The sequence below is a fragment of the Phaeobacter sp. CC-HEC084 genome, assembly GCF_059429255.1.
The window spans coordinates 782,592-796,827 of record NZ_JCAIJQ010000002.1; the positions used below are offsets into that span (position 1 = coordinate 782,592).

The window sequence follows — 14,236 nt, forward strand, 5'->3', positions numbered from 1 at the left end:
CTCGTTGGTTTTCTCAAACATCCAACTCCTCCACGAACTTCGCGTTCTCCTGAATATACTGGAACCGCAACTCGGGTTTCTTGCCCATCAGACGCTCCACCAGATCGCCGGTCTCTCCCGGTTCGTCCTCGTCAATCGTGACCCGGATCAGCTTGCGGGTCTTGGGGTCCATCGTGGTCTCTTTCAGGTCCTTGGCATCCATTTCACCCAGACCCTTGAAGCGGGAAACATCGATCTTGCCCTTGCCGCCCAGACCCTTTTCCAGCCAGGCATCGCGCTCTGCCTCGTCGAGGCAATAAACCCGTTTCGCGCCTTGCGTTAGGCGGAACAGGGGCGGGCAGGCGAGGTAGAGGTGACCGCCATCGATCAGCGGGCGCATCTGGGTGAAGAAGAAGGTCATCAGCAGCGAGGCGATATGCGCGCCGTCGACATCCGCATCGGTCATGATGATGATCTTGTCATAGCGCAGATCATCGAGGTTGAACTTGGTGCCAAGGCCAACCCCCAGCGCCTCGCAGAGGTCGCTGATCTCCTGGTTCGATCCCAGCTTGTTAGAAGCCGCGCCCAGAACGTTCAGGATCTTACCCTTCAGCGGCAGCAGCGCCTGATATTCGCGGCTGCGCGCGCCCTTGCCCGAGCCACCGGCCGAGTCGCCCTCGACGATGAACAGCTCGGTGCCGCGCCGGTCTTTTGACGTGCAATCGGTCAGCTTGCCCGGCAGGCGCAGCTTCTTGGTGGCGCTCTTGCGCTGGGTCTCTTTCTCCTGCTTGCGGCGCAGGCGTTCCTCGGCCCGCAGGACCAGGAAATCGAGGATGGCGCCCGCGGATTTGGTATCGGCGGCCAGCCAGTTGTCAAAGTGGTCGCGGACCGAGTTTTCCACCATCTTGCTGGCGCTTTCGGTCGACAGGCGGTCCTTGGTCTGGCCGACGAATGCGGGGTCCGCGATAAAGCAGGAAACCAGCGCGCAGCCCCCGGTCATCAGGTCTTCGCGCGAGATCTGCGTGGCCTTCTTGTTGCCGACCAGCTCGCCATAGGCCTTGATGCCTTTCAGGATCGCGGCCCAGAAACCGGCGACATGGGTGCCGCCTTCGGGGGTGGGGACGGTGTTACAGTAGCTCTGGATGAAGCCGTCGCGGGCAGGCGTCCAGTTGATCGCCCATTCCACATAGCCCGGCTCACCGAATTTTTCGCGGAACTCCACCTTGCCGCCAAAGGGCGCATCGGCATAGGTCGTGGCCTTGCCCAGCACCTCGGAGAGGTAATCCCTGAGCCCGCCGGGGAAGTGGAAGGTCGCTTCGGTCGGGGTTTCACCGTCGTCGATGGCGGATTTCCAGCGGATTTCCACGCCCGAGAACAGGTAGGCCTTGGAGCGCACCAGCGTCATCAGCCGCTTGGGCTTGAAGCGGTGCGAGCCAAAGATCTGCTCATCCGCGTGGAAGGTGACCGATGTGCCGCGTCGGTTGGGGGCCGCGCCGACCTTCTCCACCGGCCCCTGCGGGATCCCGCGGGAGAAGCGCTGTTCGAACAGCTCCTTGTTCTTGGCCACCTGCACGACCATCAGATCAGACAGGGCGTTCACCACCGAGGAGCCAACCCCGTGCAGGCCGCCCGAGGTCTGGTAGGCCTTGCCCGAGAATTTGCCGCCCGCGTGCAGGGTACAGAGGATCACCTCAAGCGCGGATTTGTCGGGAAACTTGGGGTGCGGGTCGATCGGGATGCCGCGGCCGTTGTCACGGATGGTGACCGAGTAATCGGCGTGCAGCTCGACCTCGATCCGGTTGGCATGGCCGGCGACCGCCTCGTCCATCGAGTTGTCGAGGATCTCGGCCACCATGTGGTGCAGCGCGCGTTCGTCCGTGCCGCCGATATACATGCCGGGCCGCTGGCGGACGGGTTCAAGCCCCTCCAGAACCTCGATCGAGGAGGCGTCATAGGTTTCGGCGTCAGGCGTGCTCAGGAGATCGTTGGCCATCTGTTTCGGGCTGCTCTTGGTTGCTTTTGGTTAAGGGGCATTATGGCAGGTGTCAGCGCCGCGGGGAAGAGGGCGACGGGGCCTGTGGATAACCCTGCGGCGCTGTGCCATGTAAGGAGGCAAATCGCGCAAGAGAGGGGACGGGCATGAGCAAGGGTGATGGGCTGGACCCAAAGGATTGGACCGCATTCCGGGCCGAGGCGCACCGGATGCTGGAGGCATCGCTGGACCAGCTGGAACAGATCCGTGACCGTCCCTGGCAACCGGTTCCCGAAGATCTGCCTGCGCGCTATCGGATCGGGCAGGGCGGTGATCTGGTGGGACGGATCGAGCGGGATGTATTGCCCCATCATGGCGGTAACGTGCATCCGCGGTTCTGGGGCTGGGTGCAGGGCTCTGGGCTGGCCTCCGACCTGATCGCGGGCATGGCGGGCGCGGTGGTCAACGCCAATGTCGGCGGGCGCGATCATGGCGCCGTCTATATGGAGCGCGCTGTGATCGACTGGACCCGCCGCCGGATGGGGATGCCAGAGGGCGCCAGCGGGGTTCTGACCACGGGCACGTCGCAGGCAACAGTGATTGCCTTTCAGGCCGCGCGGGTGCGGGCCTTGCCCGAGGTGCGGCAGACAGGGCAGGGCGCGGTGCGGCTCACGGCCTATGCAGGCGTCGGGGTGCATAATGCGACCCGCAAGGCGCTGGAGCTGATCGGGGTTGGCGCGGAGAACCTGCGGCAGGTGCCACTGGTGGACGGGCAGATGGACCCCGCGGCGCTGGCCGACATGATCGCTGCGGACCGGGGAGCAGGTGCGGTGCCCTTCCTTCTTGTCGGGACTGCTGGGTCTGTGGATCTGGGCCTGTTCGACGATCTCGAATCTCTTGCGGATCTGGCAGTGGATCACGGGCTGTGGCTGCATGTGGACGGGGCCTTTGGCGCCTGGACGCGCATCGCGGCAGAGCCATGGCGCCGCCTCAGCAACGGGATCGGGCGGGCCGACAGTATAGCGCTCGATTTCCATAAATGGATGTATGTGGGCTATGACTGCGGTCTGGTTTTGATCGCGGATGAGGCCGCCCATCGCGCCGCCTTTGCCGCCCGCCCAGCCTATCTGGAGGGCGCCGAGCGCGGGTTGGCAGGCGGCGATCCGTGGTTCTGCGACTATGGCATCGATCTGTCACGCGGCAATCGGGGCCTCAAGGTCTGGTGCGCGCTGGAAATGCATGGTGAAGAGGCGCTTGCTGCAGCGATCACCGACAACTGCCGACTTGCGGCTCTGATGGCCGATGAGGTCGAGAAACAGCCGCGCATGGCGCTGGGCGCTGCGGTGGTGTCGAACGTCTGCGTCTTCACCGCGCGGAAGGATCTGCCTGCTGCGGAGCAAACGCGGCTTAATACTGCAATCGCCCAGGACCTGCAGGAAAGCGGCGAAGCGGTATTTTCCACCACACGCATGGGGGACCGGGTCCTGCTGCGCGCCGCGCTGACGAACCACCGCACGCGGGACGAGGATATCACTGCGGCCATTGCTGCGGTGGCGCGCCGGGCAGAACTGTCCGATTTGTGATCACTTCGTTTCGGCTTTGCCTCTTTCCCCGGCGCTGCGGTTGGTTAAGCTGCCGCAAAGCAAGAGGAGAGTGCATATGGCGTGGATCAGAACCGTCCCCTTTGACGAGGCCACCGGGAAGCTGAAGAAACTTTACGACCGGGTGACGGGGCCGGGCGGCAATGTAGATAACATCATGATGGTGCACAGCCTGCGCCCGCATTCGATGGAAGGGCATATGGCGATCTACAAGAACGTCCTGCACCACACCGGCAATACCATTCCCAAGTGGTTCTTGGAGGTGCTTGGCGTCTGGGTGTCTTCTCTGAATGACTGCGCCTATTGCGTGGAGCATCACTTTGCAGGGTTGCAGCGCCTGCTGAAGGACGAAGAACGCGGTCTGGCGATCCGGGCGGCGATCGAGGCGCGCGATCCCGAGGCGGCACCGCTGGAGCCTGCGCAGAAGGTTGCGATGGGCTATGCGCGCAAGCTGACCGAGGCGCCTGCGAGTGTTGAGCAATCCGACATTCAGGCGATGCGCAATGCCGGGTTTGACGATGGGGAGATCCTCGAAATCAATCAGGTCACAGCCTATTTTTCCTACGCCAACCGGACCGTTCTGGGGCTTGGCTGCTCGACCGATGGCGATGTGCTGGGCCTTAGCCCCAACAACTCGGAAGATCCGAACGATTGGGGGCACAAGTAAGCCGCGGCAAGACGCAAGACAGATGCGCCTGCGATCCAGTCCCGCGTCAGACGTTCTGCGCTGACCATGTCAGGATCGCATGGCTCATCTCATCGGGTCTTTGATGGTGCAGCCAGTGATCGCAGCCCTCCAGGGTGATGCGTGTCAGGTTGGGGGCGAAATCCTCAAGCCCCTCGGTCGCTTCGGGCAAAAGGGCGCTGTCATCCGCGCCCCAGATCAGCAGATGCGGCTGGGGAACCTGCAACCGGGTCAGCGGCAGGTCCGGCATTGGGATCGGGCTGCCGGGCTGGGCCAGTTGCAAAGGCGAGGCCCGGTACCAGTTAACCATGCCGCGAAGGCGGCCGGGGCGGGACCATTCCACCTTGTAGGCCTCCAGCCGTTTACCGCTGAGCCAGCTCATATCCATCGGGGCACCAAACACCGCCAGTAGCTTTTCGAAATCATTGGCCATTAGATCTGCCTCCGATCCGTCGCGCCGCAGGTCGGCGATATACTGCGAGGCGGCGGCCTGTGGTCCACCGGTAGCCAGCGCCCGCTGGAAGGGCACCGGGTGCACACCATTGGCGATGATCAGCCGCGACACCAGATTGGGTCGGAACATCGCCAGACCATAGGCCACTGCTGCACCCCAGTCGTGTCCCAGCACGGTGACCGGGGCGCCGGACGTAGGGATCAGATCCGCCATGTCTGTGACCAGTCTGGAAGTGGTATAGTCGCCTACGTCCTGCGGCGCCCAGCTTTGGCCATATCCGCGCTGATCCGGTGCGATGCAGTGAAACCTGTGGCACAGGCGTTCGGCTAGTTCCTGCCAGGCGCCGCCATATTCGGGAAACCCATGCAGCATCAGCAGTGGCGGCAGGGCAGGGTCGCCCCAGCGGCGGACGAAAAAGGCTTTGCCGTTCAGTGTCTCGAAACCTGCCTGCATGCTGAAATCCTCCGCGCTATCAAGAACAGGCTGATGCCAGACCGCACAGGGCGCAACGATTTCGTCACGTGACACCCAATTTGCGCCCGTCCTTTGATACAGGTCAGCGCGCTCGCGCAGCAAAGCCGGTAAGCTGGCGGCAAATGTGATTGTAAGGAGTTCCATATGTCCACACCCCCCGCACAGCCAGTTCCCGCAGGGCCAGCCGCCGCGAACACCAGCACCCCCCAGCCAAGCGCTACGCCGCGCCCGCCCGCGCCTGAGGAAATCCGCCGCGCCTTTGAAAGCGGCAAGTACCCCTATGCCCGCAAAATGGCCCGCAAAGCCTATGAAGAAGAGAAGGCAAAGCTGCAGGCGGAGCTTCTGAAGGTGCAGCACTGGGCGCTGGAGACCGGGGAAAAGTTCGTCATGCTGTTCGAAGGGCGTGATGCGGCGGGCAAGGGCGGCACGATCAAACGCTTTACTGAGCACCTGAACCCCCGCCATGCACGCGTCGTGGCGCTGAACAAGCCGACCGACGAAGAGCGCGGGCAATGGTATTTCCAACGCTACCTGCAACACCTGCCCACCAGCGGCGAGATCGTGCTTTATGACCGCTCCTGGTACAATCGCGCCGGGGTCGAGCGGGTGATGGGCTTTTGCGAGCCGAGCGAATATCTGGAGTTCATGCGCCAAACACCGGATCTGGAACAGATGCTGGTGCGCTCGGGTATCCGACTTTACAAATACTGGTTCTCGGTGACGCAGGACGAACAGCTGCGCCGGTTCAAATCGCGCGAGACTGATCCGCTGAAACAGTGGAAGCTGTCACCGATCGACAAGGCCTCGCTGGACAAATGGGATGACTATACCGAGGCGAAAGAGGCGATGTTCTTTTACACCGACACCGCAGATGCGCCGTGGACGGTGGTGAAATCCAACTGCAAGAAACGGGCGCGGCTGAACTGCATGCGCCATTTCCTCAGCACGCTGGATTATCCCGGCAAGGACCCTGAAATCGCCACGGCGCCGGATCCGCTGATCATCGGTCAGGCACATCATGTGATCCACCGCTCGGACCATATTCTAGGGAAGGCGCTGCACCCCAATTCCCGGCTGCGCTGACCTTTGCCGATCCACCTTGGCGCGGCGGGATGCCGTCTTGTTGTGGGCGGGGCTTGCGGCTAAACCAAAGGATATGAAAACGCTGCAAAAACGCCTTACAGGGCCGGTCTTTGCCGCCTGCACCGCTGTTGCGCCTGCTGCTGTGCAGGCGCATCCGCATATCTTTGTGGATACCGGTCTGGCGATGGAGATCGGCGCGGGCGGAGAGTTGGAGGCGGTCGAGGTCACCTGGGCCTATGATGAATTCTATTCGCTGCTGATTTTCGAGGATCTAGGGCTGGACCCGGATGCGGACGGCGTCCTGACCGATGATGAACTTGCGCGCCTCAAAGGCTTTGATCTCAATTGGAGCGCAGGCTATGCCGGGGACACCTATCTAACCCGGAACGAGGCGCCGCTGGCCCTGATGGCGCCAGAACACCTGTCGACCGAAGTGGTTGACGGGCGGATCACCACCCGCCACCGGCGCGGGCTGAAGGCGCCGGTCCCGGCGGAGGCCGTTGTGATCCGGGCCTATGATCCCACTTACTACACGGCCTATACGGTCAACCAGGGCGTGTCGGTCGGGGCAGGGTGCCGGGCCGAAATCACCGAACCGGATCTCGATCGTGCCTACACGCTGGTCGAAGAACTGCTTTACGCCATGCCTGCTGATCAAGCTGAGGCCGCCTATCCGGAGGTCGGAGAGGCCTTTGCCGATACAGTGCAGCTGATCTGCGGGGGCTGAGATGCGGGCCCTTACAGCATTTGCTGCACTCGCGGCCCTTGTCATTGCGATCTGGCTTTGGGGATTTGGCGGGGCGCAGGATGTGGCGCGCTGGGCGGCCTCTGGCCAGCGCGAGGCGCAATCGGCGCTGGCGCGGGGCCTGCGGGCGCTGAAGGCCGGTCAACCGGGTGCGCTGATCTCGCTATTGTCGCTCTGTTTCGCCTACGGGTTCTTTCACGCAGCAGGACCGGGGCACGGGAAGCTGGTGATCGGCGGCTATGGTATGGACCGCTCGGTGGCCATGGGGCGTTTGGCTGCGCTGGCGGTGGCCTCCTCGCTGGCGCAGGCGGCGACGGCGGTTGTGCTGGTCGCAGGCGGCCTGACCGTGATGGACTGGGGCCGGGAGCGCATGACCAGCATAGCAGAGGAGATCCTGGCGCCGCTGTCCTATGGTCTGATCGCGCTGGTAGGCGTGTACCTGTTCCAGCGCGGGACGCGCCGCCTGCTGCGCGCGCGGCAAAGTCCTTCTGCTGCGAAGGTGGATGGGCTGGTCGCGGCCTGTGACCACGGCCATATGCACAGCCACGACCATGATCACGATCATTCAGCAGATGCCTGCCCAAGCTGCGGTCACCGGCATGGTCCGACGTTGGAAGAGGCGGCACAGGTTCACGGGCTGCGCGATGCGCTGGCGATTATCGGCGCGGTGGCGCTGCGTCCCTGTACCGGCGCGGTGTTTCTTCTCTTGGTGACATGGCGCATGGATGTGCTGCCCGCGGGGATCGCCGGGGCCTTCGCCATGGGGCTGGGCACGGCCAGCGTTACGGTCGCAGTGGCCGTTGCCTCGGTCAGCCTGCGGCAGGGCGCACTGGACCGGATGCAGGGGCGCGGCGCGCTGGCTCTGGCGGCGGGGCTTGAATTGCTGGCCGGAGGGGTAATCGCGCTTCTGGCAGTTCAGATCATGTTGCGGGCGATCTGATCTGTCGTTCGGATCAGCCCCGCCAGCCGGTTGCTCCGGCAGCGGGGCTTGGCTGTCTAAGTGACTATTCGCCCTTTGGCAGGGTTTCAAAGGTCAGCCCCTGCGCGGTGCGCGGTGCAAAGCCTTTCCAATAGGTATGACCGGGGCCTTCCTTGCCCGCATCGTCTGTGTCGACGACGCCATCCGCCGCGCGCGGGATCACCTCCAGATACGCGGCTTTGTCCTCGGCGCCTTTCAAGTGCAGATCCATGAAGGCCGTGGCGAAGTGCTGTGCGATATTGTTCATCCGGTTGGTGTCCCAGACCGCATCCGCATAGTGTTCAAACGGCACGAAATCGAGTGTTTCCACCGGTTGCCAGCTTTCGATCGGGGCGGGCATCGGGGCGGCGGCATTGTGGTTGGCTGCCTCAAAGGTCAGAAGATGCCGGTCGGTGTTGACCATGCCTTCGAAGATCTGCCGCATGGCGGGGTATTTCGACACATCATCGGCGCTGCCCGCCATCATCATCACTGGCTTTTCCACGCCTGCTAGCCCGGTGGCATCCCAGAACCCGGTGTTCATGCCCCAGGGACCGATGGAGATCACCGCCTTGACCCGCTCGTCCACCAGCGCCTTGTGGCTGTCCGATCCGGCTAGATGCCGCGACAGCAGCCCGGCGGGCGTGCCCCAGCTGTATTCGGTCGAGGCCTGGGTGACGCCCGCCCCGGCAAAGATCAGGGCGCCATAGCCCCCCATGGAATAGCCGATCACGCCGGTCTGCGAGACATCGGTGATGGCGCCCAGCGGGCCGTCGAGGGCGGCCATCTGATCGATGACGAATCTCTGGTCGATAGGGCGGTTCAGCAGAGTCGAGCCAAAGGCCGCCTGATCGGAGTAAGTGCTGTCGGTATGGTCGATGGAGACGGTCACATAGCCTTTGGAGGCCAGGTTTTCGCCCAGATGCGACAGCAGGAAGCGGTTGCCGGGATAGCCGTGAGAGATCACCACCAGCGGAAAGCGGGCGCCGGTTGCGGGCTCTGCCGCGCGGGCAGCGCGGCCCTGCAACGTGACTTCGGTCGCGCCATCACGCAGGACGGTGCGATAGCTGCCGCCGGGTTCGGTGCCGGGGGCGGCCGGATACCAGACTTCGACTGTCAGAGGGCGGTCATAGATCGGCTGACTGTCGGCCGTTGTATTGAGGATGTCGTGTTGTCCAGGGTGGGTGAAGGTCAGCGTCTGTACCCCGATCGGATGGGGTCCAAAGGCCGCCAGTTCGGGCGCATCGGGGCGGATCCGGTCAATACGGTTTTCCGCCACTGCCGCCGTGCCCGCAGCCAGTCCCGCCGCAAGTCCGATCGCTGCAATCTGTTCGCGCATAATGCTCTCCTGTTGAAACCAATGGGCCCACGGTAGCCCGTGGTCACGACATGTGTAGCGGATGTTGTGCAATTTCCGCGTGACACTGCGTCATTCGGGTTTGGCAGTGTTGGACTGGCAGCCAGGGAGGAACGTTTCAAGATGAGACGTAACCTCTTGCCAGAGGGGGCGGGCGGCCCTAATGCGAGAGCATGGAAACTGTGATGACATATCGTGCACATGCCCGGGCCGTGGCGGTTCTGGGCCTGCCCCTGATCGGCGGCCATGTGGCCCAGTTCGCGATCAACATGACCGATACCATCATGCTGGGTTGGTATGGCGTCGATGAACTGGCGGCGGTGACGCTGGCCGGATCCTGTTTCTTTGTCTTTTTCATGCTGGGGGCCGGCTTTGCCTTTGCCGTGATGCCGCTGGTGGCGGCCGCAGCAGGCGCTGGGGAAGAGCGCCAGATCCGACGCTCCACCCGCATGGGGCTGTGGCTGTCGCTGGCCTACGGCGTTCTGGCGATGCCGGTGCTGTGGTATTCCGAGCCGCTGTTGTTGATGCTGGGGCAGAAACCGGGGGTGGCGGCGGATGCCTCAGCCTATCTGCGTATTGCAGGCTGGGGGTTGTTCCCGGCGCTCCTGGTGATGGTGCTGAAATCCTATCTGGCGGCGCTGGAGCGCACGCAGGTCGTGCTTTGGGTTACGGTGCTGGCGGCTCTCGTCAATGCCGTGGTGAACTACGCGCTGATCTTTGGCCACTGGGGCGCGCCGGAGCTGGGCATCACCGGGGCGGCGATTGCTTCCGTCATGACACAGCTTGTGTCGCTGGTGGCAGTGCTTGCCTATGCGCTGAAGGCGCTGGCCGAGCATGAGCTGATGCGCAATTTTCACCGCCCCGACTGGGAGATGTTGCGCGAGGTCTTCCGCCTTGGTGTACCCATCGGGCTGACCAATCTCAGCGAGATCAGCCTATTCACCGCGTCTGCGATGATGATGGGCTGGCTGGGGACGGCCACCCTGGCGGCGCATGGGATTGCGATCTCGCTGTCTGGACTCACGTTCATGGTGCACCTCGGTCTCAGCAACGCGGCGACGATCCGATCCGGCAACGCCTATGGCCGCCGCGACTGGCCCCATATGGCCCGCGGGGCGAAGGTGGTCATCGCCCTGTCGCTGGCCATGTCGGTTGCAACGATCGTGCTGTTCCTGACCGCGCCGGATCCGCTGATTTCGCTGTTTCTTGGCACGGATGATCCGGACAAGCCGCAGATCCTGCTCATCGGCGCTGGGCTGCTGGCTGCGGCGGCGCTGTTTCAGCTGATGGATGGTATGCAGGTGGTGGTTCTGGGGTTGTTGCGCGGGGTGCAGGACACCGGCGTTCCGATGGTGATCGCCGCGCTCAGCTATTGGGTGGTCGGTATCCCTGCCTCCTACCTGTTCGGCTTTGCCTTCGGCTGGGGCGGTGTCGGGGTCTGGTACGGGCTGGCGCTGGGGCTCAGCTGCGCAGGGTTCTTCCTGCTGATCCGGTTCTGGCGTCAAGCCGCCCAGAGGGTTCCAGCCCCCGCGATCTAATGCAGGTGTCTGAGGCCGGTCGGCTCAGTCCTTGCGAGATTTCATCAGCTGGTCGGCCTTCTTGCGCACCAGAACCGAGCGCAGGTCGTGCATCGCCATCAGCAGGGCATCGGACACCTCGTCCAGCTGTTCGTCGGTGGCCTTGCTTTGCACCCAATGGGCGGTGAGGTTCAAATGGTCCACCGCCCGGTGGATGTCATCAATGTCCCGCCGCGCCAGCGTGGCAATGCGGTCCGCCATCCAGGTCTCGATCGCCTCCATGTCGCGCGCGGAAAGCTGGCGGTCCCCATGCGGGCGGATCTCGCCGTTGCGTGTATTCACAACGGCGATCTGATCCATGTCGATCCGGCGCTGGCGGTTTTCTGTATCCACACGGAACACGAAAGCCCCGTTTTCGCGGACACGGAAGTAATACTCGGGCAGCGCAGCGGACATAGGCGGTCTCTCCGTTTCAGCTAAGGGTGTCGCAGAAGCTTTTGATGCGGCGGCAAGCCTCGACCAGCGCTTCGTCCGAGGTGGCGTAGCTGATGCGGAAGTTCGGCGACAGGCCAAAGGCCGCGCCAAAGACCACGGCCACATCCTGCTCTTCCAGGAGCGCGGTGGCAAAGGCTTCGTCATCGCTGATGACGGTGCCCTTGGGCGTCGTCTTGCCAATCAGCCCGGCGATGGAGGGGTAGACGTAGAAGGCGCCTTCGGGTGTCGGGCAGGTGATCCCGTCGATATCATTCAGCGCGGCCACCACCAGATCGCGGCGCCGTTTGAAGGCGACGTTATTCTCGGCAATGAAATCCTGCGGCCCGTTCAGCGCCTCGACAGCGGCCCACTGGCTGATCGAGCAGGGATTCGAGGTCGATTGCGACTGCACCTTGCGCATGGCGGCGATCAGATGCTCAGGCCCCGCCGCATAGCCAATGCGCCAGCCGGTCATGGCATAGGCCTTGGACACGCCGTTGCAGGTGAGGGTCCGCTCGTAAAGGCCCGGCTCCACTTCGGCAGGGGTGCAGAATTCGAACCCGTCAAAGACCAGATGTTCATACATGTCATCGGTCATCACCCAAACATGGGGGTGGCGCATCAGGACGTCGGTCAACGCCTTCAGCTCGGCCCGGTTATAGCCCGCACCGCTGGGGTTGGAGGGCGAGTTGAAGATGAACCACTTGGTCTTCGGGGTGATTGCGGCTTCGAGCTGCTCGGGTGTCAGTTTGAAATCGCTTTCCAGCGAGGCTTCGACCGGGACCGGGGTTCCGCCGGCCAGCAGCACCATGTCGGGATAGCTGACCCAATAGGGGGCTGGAATGATCACCTCGTCGCCCGGGTTCAGCGTTGCCATCAGCGCATTATAAAGCGTCTGTTTGCCGCCAGTGCCGACCGAGACCTGTTTCGGGGTATAATCCAGCCCGTGATCGCGCTTCATCTTTGCGCAGATCGCCTGTTTCAGCTCGGGAATGCCGTCGGGTGCGGTGTATTTCGTCTTGCCCGCCGCGATGGCGGCGACGGCAGCGTCCTTGATGTTCTGGGGCGTGTCGAAATCCGGCTCACCGGCGCTCAGACCGATCACATCGCGCCCCTGCGCCTTCAGCTCGGCGGCAAGGGTGCTGATGGCAATAGAGGGTGACGGTTTTACGCGAGAAAGTGTTGCTGACAGAAAAGACATGGCGGAGTGGCCCCGGTTTGTATGTTGCTGTTAACTGTCATAGGGTGCGGCCAAATCGCGATCAAGCGGCATTGGCGCGTTCAATTAAGGGAGAGCCAAAATGGCCAACGATACAACAGACTGGTTCGGACCGGAGGCCGCGACGTTCGGCGACCGCGTGGCAGCTGCAAGAGAGGCGGCCGGCATGACCCAGGGCCAGCTGTCGCGGCGTCTGGGCGTCAAGAAAAGTACCCTGTCGGGCTGGGAACAGGACCTGTCCGAGCCGCGTGCCAATAAACTGTCGATGATGTCCGGCTTGCTGAACGTGTCGATGACCTGGCTGCTGACGGGCGAAGGCGACGGCATGCCCGAGCCGGGCGAGCTGGAACTGGAGGCTGGCGATTTCTCTTCCGTGCTGAGCGAGCTGCGCGAGTTGCGCGCCGAGCTGCGCGCCGGTTCGGACCGCGCTGCGCGGCTGGAAAAGAAACTGCGGAACCTGCTACAAAACGCAGCACAATAAGACGAGAGCGACTCACATGAGCGGACAGACCCCTGGGGCAGAAACACGCGAAAACCGGCTGAAGCGTTTGCAGATGCGGTCGATGCGGCGTGGAATCAAAGAGATGGATATTCTTCTGTCCGCTTATGCTGAGGCCAACCTTGCGGCCATGTCAGAGGCGGATCTCGACCTCTATGACCGGCTGCTTCATGAAAATGATCAGGATTTATATCAATGGGTTACGGGGCAGGTCTCGGCGCCCGAAGCGTTTTCTGAGCTGGTTCAACACATTGCGCAAACCTATCAATAATCATAAAAATTCAGCTTAACTGATTTTTCGGAAATTGTAGGCATTCTGTCTCTCAGCAAATTCGAGTCGGAGATGCGAATGAGTATGGAATTGCCAATTGGCCAGCAGGACCGAAAAGGGTTCATGACTGGCTACCTTGAAGCACTGGCGCTGGTAGAACGTCTGCACCGGTTGTTGCTGGATGTGATCAAGGATGAATTTGAACGCGTAGGCGTTCTGGAAATCAACGCCGTCCAGGCGCTATTACTGTTCAACATCGGCGACAATGAAGTCACCGCTGGCGAACTGAAGACGCGTGGCTACTATCAAGGTAGCAACGTCAGCTACAACCTGAAAAAGCTGGTCGACATGGGATACATGCATCACCAGCGCTGCGAAATCGACCGCCGGTCGGTGCGTGTGCGTCTGACGCCGCGTGGCCGGGAAATCCGCGATATCGTGGCTGGGCTGTTCTCGCGTCACGCAGAAGGCCTGGAAGGCAAAGGTGTCATCAGCGGAGAGGGTATTGCAGACATTACCGCCTCGCTGAAACGTGTGGAGCGCTACTGGTCTGACCAGATCCGCTACATCTACTGATTTGGTGCTGGACCGTTTGGTCCAAAGCCGCTGCCATGCAGCCAGAAAGGCTGCTCGATCTACCTGTTAAGAAGACCCTAGTACGGCTGTAAAACGCAGCCAAAAACCCGACTTGAAGAATTCAAGAGTGAACCGTTTGCGACCTACAGGAGCTCAGCCGCGAGGGTGAGTGTCGCACAGGCAAGAATGCCTCAACAGATCAATACATGGCCCCAAAGGGAAACGGTGTTTAGCCAGTAAAGATCAAGGCCCCGACAGGCCGAACACGGCAGGGGGCGTATAGAGGTACACGCGCTGCCCGCAGATCACCGCGGCGCTGAGCGACAATAAAGGCGACAAAAACAGAAAAAGGCGGCCCCGGGAACGGGGCCG

General features: G+C 62.4%; 14 protein-coding genes. 9 read left to right on the forward strand and 5 right to left on the reverse strand.

Annotated features, from left to right (window positions below; all coding sequences use genetic code 11):
• Window positions 1–13 precede the first annotated feature (13 nt).
• The gene (gene parE, locus AC5SSZ_RS04160) at window positions 14–1,972 is read right to left on the reverse strand and encodes a DNA topoisomerase IV subunit B (RefSeq protein ID WP_495437125.1); all 1,959 of its coding nucleotides are present in this window, start codon (window positions 1,970–1,972) and stop codon (window positions 14–16) included.
• A 146-nt stretch (window positions 1,973–2,118) separates the two neighbouring features.
• Here parE and AC5SSZ_RS04165 point away from each other — a divergent pair, with 146 nt between their 5' ends.
• Entirely contained in the window at window positions 2,119–3,534 is a 1,416-nt protein-coding gene (locus AC5SSZ_RS04165; protein ID WP_495437127.1) for a pyridoxal phosphate-dependent decarboxylase family protein, read from the forward strand.
• Window positions 3,535–3,610: 76 nt separating this feature from the next.
• Window positions 3,611–4,219 carry a carboxymuconolactone decarboxylase family protein gene (locus AC5SSZ_RS04170; protein WP_274867203.1) on the forward strand — a complete coding sequence of 203 codons (609 nt, stop codon included), beginning with the start codon at window positions 3,611–3,613 and terminating at the stop codon, window positions 4,217–4,219.
• Between the two features lie 46 nt (window positions 4,220–4,265).
• Here the strand turns inward: AC5SSZ_RS04170 and AC5SSZ_RS04175 are convergent, their stop codons facing one another.
• The gene (locus AC5SSZ_RS04175) at window positions 4,266–5,144 is read right to left on the reverse strand and encodes an alpha/beta fold hydrolase (protein WP_495437129.1); all 879 of its coding nucleotides are present in this window, start codon (window positions 5,142–5,144) and stop codon (window positions 4,266–4,268) included.
• Between the two features lie 165 nt (window positions 5,145–5,309).
• Between AC5SSZ_RS04175 and ppk2 the strand changes: the two genes are divergently transcribed.
• The 3 genes from ppk2 to AC5SSZ_RS04190 all read left to right on the forward strand — a co-directional run bounded on the left by ppk2 (window position 5,310) and on the right by AC5SSZ_RS04190 (window position 7,933).
• Complete coding sequence (ppk2, locus tag AC5SSZ_RS04180; protein WP_065270729.1) at window positions 5,310–6,248, forward strand: polyphosphate kinase 2; 939 nt, start codon at window positions 5,310–5,312, stop codon at window positions 6,246–6,248.
• A gap of 73 nt (window positions 6,249–6,321) precedes the next feature.
• Window positions 6,322–6,975 (forward strand): DUF1007 family protein, encoded by a 654-nt coding sequence (locus tag AC5SSZ_RS04185; RefSeq protein ID WP_495437132.1) that lies wholly within the window; start codon window positions 6,322–6,324, stop codon window positions 6,973–6,975.
• 1 nt (window position 6,976) lies between these two features.
• Window positions 6,977–7,933, forward strand: coding sequence for a nickel/cobalt transporter (locus AC5SSZ_RS04190; protein ID WP_495437134.1), 957 nt, complete (start codon window positions 6,977–6,979; stop codon window positions 7,931–7,933).
• Window positions 7,934–7,997: 64 nt separating this feature from the next.
• Here the strand turns inward: AC5SSZ_RS04190 and AC5SSZ_RS04195 are convergent, their stop codons facing one another.
• A complete protein-coding gene (locus AC5SSZ_RS04195; protein ID WP_495437136.1) occupies window positions 7,998–9,290 on the reverse strand; it encodes an alpha/beta hydrolase family protein in 1,293 nt (430 codons plus the stop codon).
• 203 nt (window positions 9,291–9,493) lie between these two features.
• Between AC5SSZ_RS04195 and AC5SSZ_RS04200 the strand changes: the two genes are divergently transcribed.
• Window positions 9,494–10,846 carry an MATE family efflux transporter gene (locus tag AC5SSZ_RS04200; RefSeq protein WP_495437138.1) on the forward strand — a complete coding sequence of 451 codons (1,353 nt, stop codon included), beginning with the start codon at window positions 9,494–9,496 and terminating at the stop codon, window positions 10,844–10,846.
• A gap of 24 nt (window positions 10,847–10,870) precedes the next feature.
• Here AC5SSZ_RS04200 and AC5SSZ_RS04205 read toward each other — a convergent pair whose 3' ends face one another.
• Together AC5SSZ_RS04205 and AC5SSZ_RS04210 are read right to left on the reverse strand one after the other, a co-directional pair.
• On the reverse strand, window positions 10,871–11,281 hold the full coding sequence (locus AC5SSZ_RS04205; protein ID WP_065270725.1) for a hypothetical protein: 411 nt from the start codon (window positions 11,279–11,281) through the stop codon (window positions 10,871–10,873).
• Window positions 11,282–11,297: 16 nt separating this feature from the next.
• On the reverse strand, window positions 11,298–12,500 hold the full coding sequence (locus AC5SSZ_RS04210) for a pyridoxal phosphate-dependent aminotransferase (RefSeq protein ID WP_274828392.1): 1,203 nt from the start codon (window positions 12,498–12,500) through the stop codon (window positions 11,298–11,300).
• A gap of 100 nt (window positions 12,501–12,600) precedes the next feature.
• On the opposite strand from AC5SSZ_RS04210, the gene AC5SSZ_RS04215 reads away from it, so the two are divergent.
• The 3 genes from AC5SSZ_RS04215 (at window position 12,601) to AC5SSZ_RS04225 (ending at window position 13,864) form a co-directional block, all read left to right on the forward strand.
• Window positions 12,601–12,999, forward strand: a complete 399-nt coding sequence (locus AC5SSZ_RS04215) for a helix-turn-helix domain-containing protein (RefSeq protein ID WP_274828393.1) — start codon at window positions 12,601–12,603, stop codon at window positions 12,997–12,999.
• A 16-nt stretch (window positions 13,000–13,015) separates the two neighbouring features.
• On the forward strand, window positions 13,016–13,288 hold the full coding sequence (locus AC5SSZ_RS04220) for a succinate dehydrogenase assembly factor 2 (RefSeq protein ID WP_065270722.1): 273 nt from the start codon (window positions 13,016–13,018) through the stop codon (window positions 13,286–13,288).
• 78 nt (window positions 13,289–13,366) lie between these two features.
• A complete protein-coding gene (locus AC5SSZ_RS04225; RefSeq protein ID WP_197492335.1) occupies window positions 13,367–13,864 on the forward strand; it encodes a MarR family winged helix-turn-helix transcriptional regulator in 498 nt (165 codons plus the stop codon).
• The last annotated feature ends 372 nt before the right edge of the window (window positions 13,865–14,236 follow it).

What these genes read in the sequence shown, in the direction of transcription:
- parE (WP_495437125.1), bottom strand. Translation starts at nt 1,972, where the DNA reads ATGGCCAACGATCTCCTGAGCACGCCTGACGCCGAAACCTATGACGCC.
- AC5SSZ_RS04165 (WP_495437127.1), top strand. Translation starts at nt 2,119, where the DNA reads ATGAGCAAGGGTGATGGGCTGGACCCAAAGGATTGGACCGCATTCCGG.
- AC5SSZ_RS04170 (WP_274867203.1), top strand. Translation starts at nt 3,611, where the DNA reads ATGGCGTGGATCAGAACCGTCCCCTTTGACGAGGCCACCGGGAAGCTG.
- AC5SSZ_RS04175 (WP_495437129.1), bottom strand. Translation starts at nt 5,144, where the DNA reads ATGCAGGCAGGTTTCGAGACACTGAACGGCAAAGCCTTTTTCGTCCGC.
- ppk2 (WP_065270729.1), top strand. Translation starts at nt 5,310, where the DNA reads ATGTCCACACCCCCCGCACAGCCAGTTCCCGCAGGGCCAGCCGCCGCG.
- AC5SSZ_RS04185 (WP_495437132.1), top strand. Translation starts at nt 6,322, where the DNA reads ATGAAAACGCTGCAAAAACGCCTTACAGGGCCGGTCTTTGCCGCCTGC.
- AC5SSZ_RS04190 (WP_495437134.1), top strand. Translation starts at nt 6,977, where the DNA reads ATGCGGGCCCTTACAGCATTTGCTGCACTCGCGGCCCTTGTCATTGCG.
- AC5SSZ_RS04195 (WP_495437136.1), bottom strand. Translation starts at nt 9,290, where the DNA reads ATGCGCGAACAGATTGCAGCGATCGGACTTGCGGCGGGACTGGCTGCG.
- AC5SSZ_RS04200 (WP_495437138.1), top strand. Translation starts at nt 9,494, where the DNA reads ATGACATATCGTGCACATGCCCGGGCCGTGGCGGTTCTGGGCCTGCCC.
- AC5SSZ_RS04205 (WP_065270725.1), bottom strand. Translation starts at nt 11,281, where the DNA reads ATGTCCGCTGCGCTGCCCGAGTATTACTTCCGTGTCCGCGAAAACGGG.
- AC5SSZ_RS04210 (WP_274828392.1), bottom strand. Translation starts at nt 12,500, where the DNA reads ATGTCTTTTCTGTCAGCAACACTTTCTCGCGTAAAACCGTCACCCTCT.
- AC5SSZ_RS04215 (WP_274828393.1), top strand. Translation starts at nt 12,601, where the DNA reads ATGGCCAACGATACAACAGACTGGTTCGGACCGGAGGCCGCGACGTTC.
- AC5SSZ_RS04220 (WP_065270722.1), top strand. Translation starts at nt 13,016, where the DNA reads ATGAGCGGACAGACCCCTGGGGCAGAAACACGCGAAAACCGGCTGAAG.
- AC5SSZ_RS04225 (WP_197492335.1), top strand. Translation starts at nt 13,367, where the DNA reads ATGAGTATGGAATTGCCAATTGGCCAGCAGGACCGAAAAGGGTTCATG.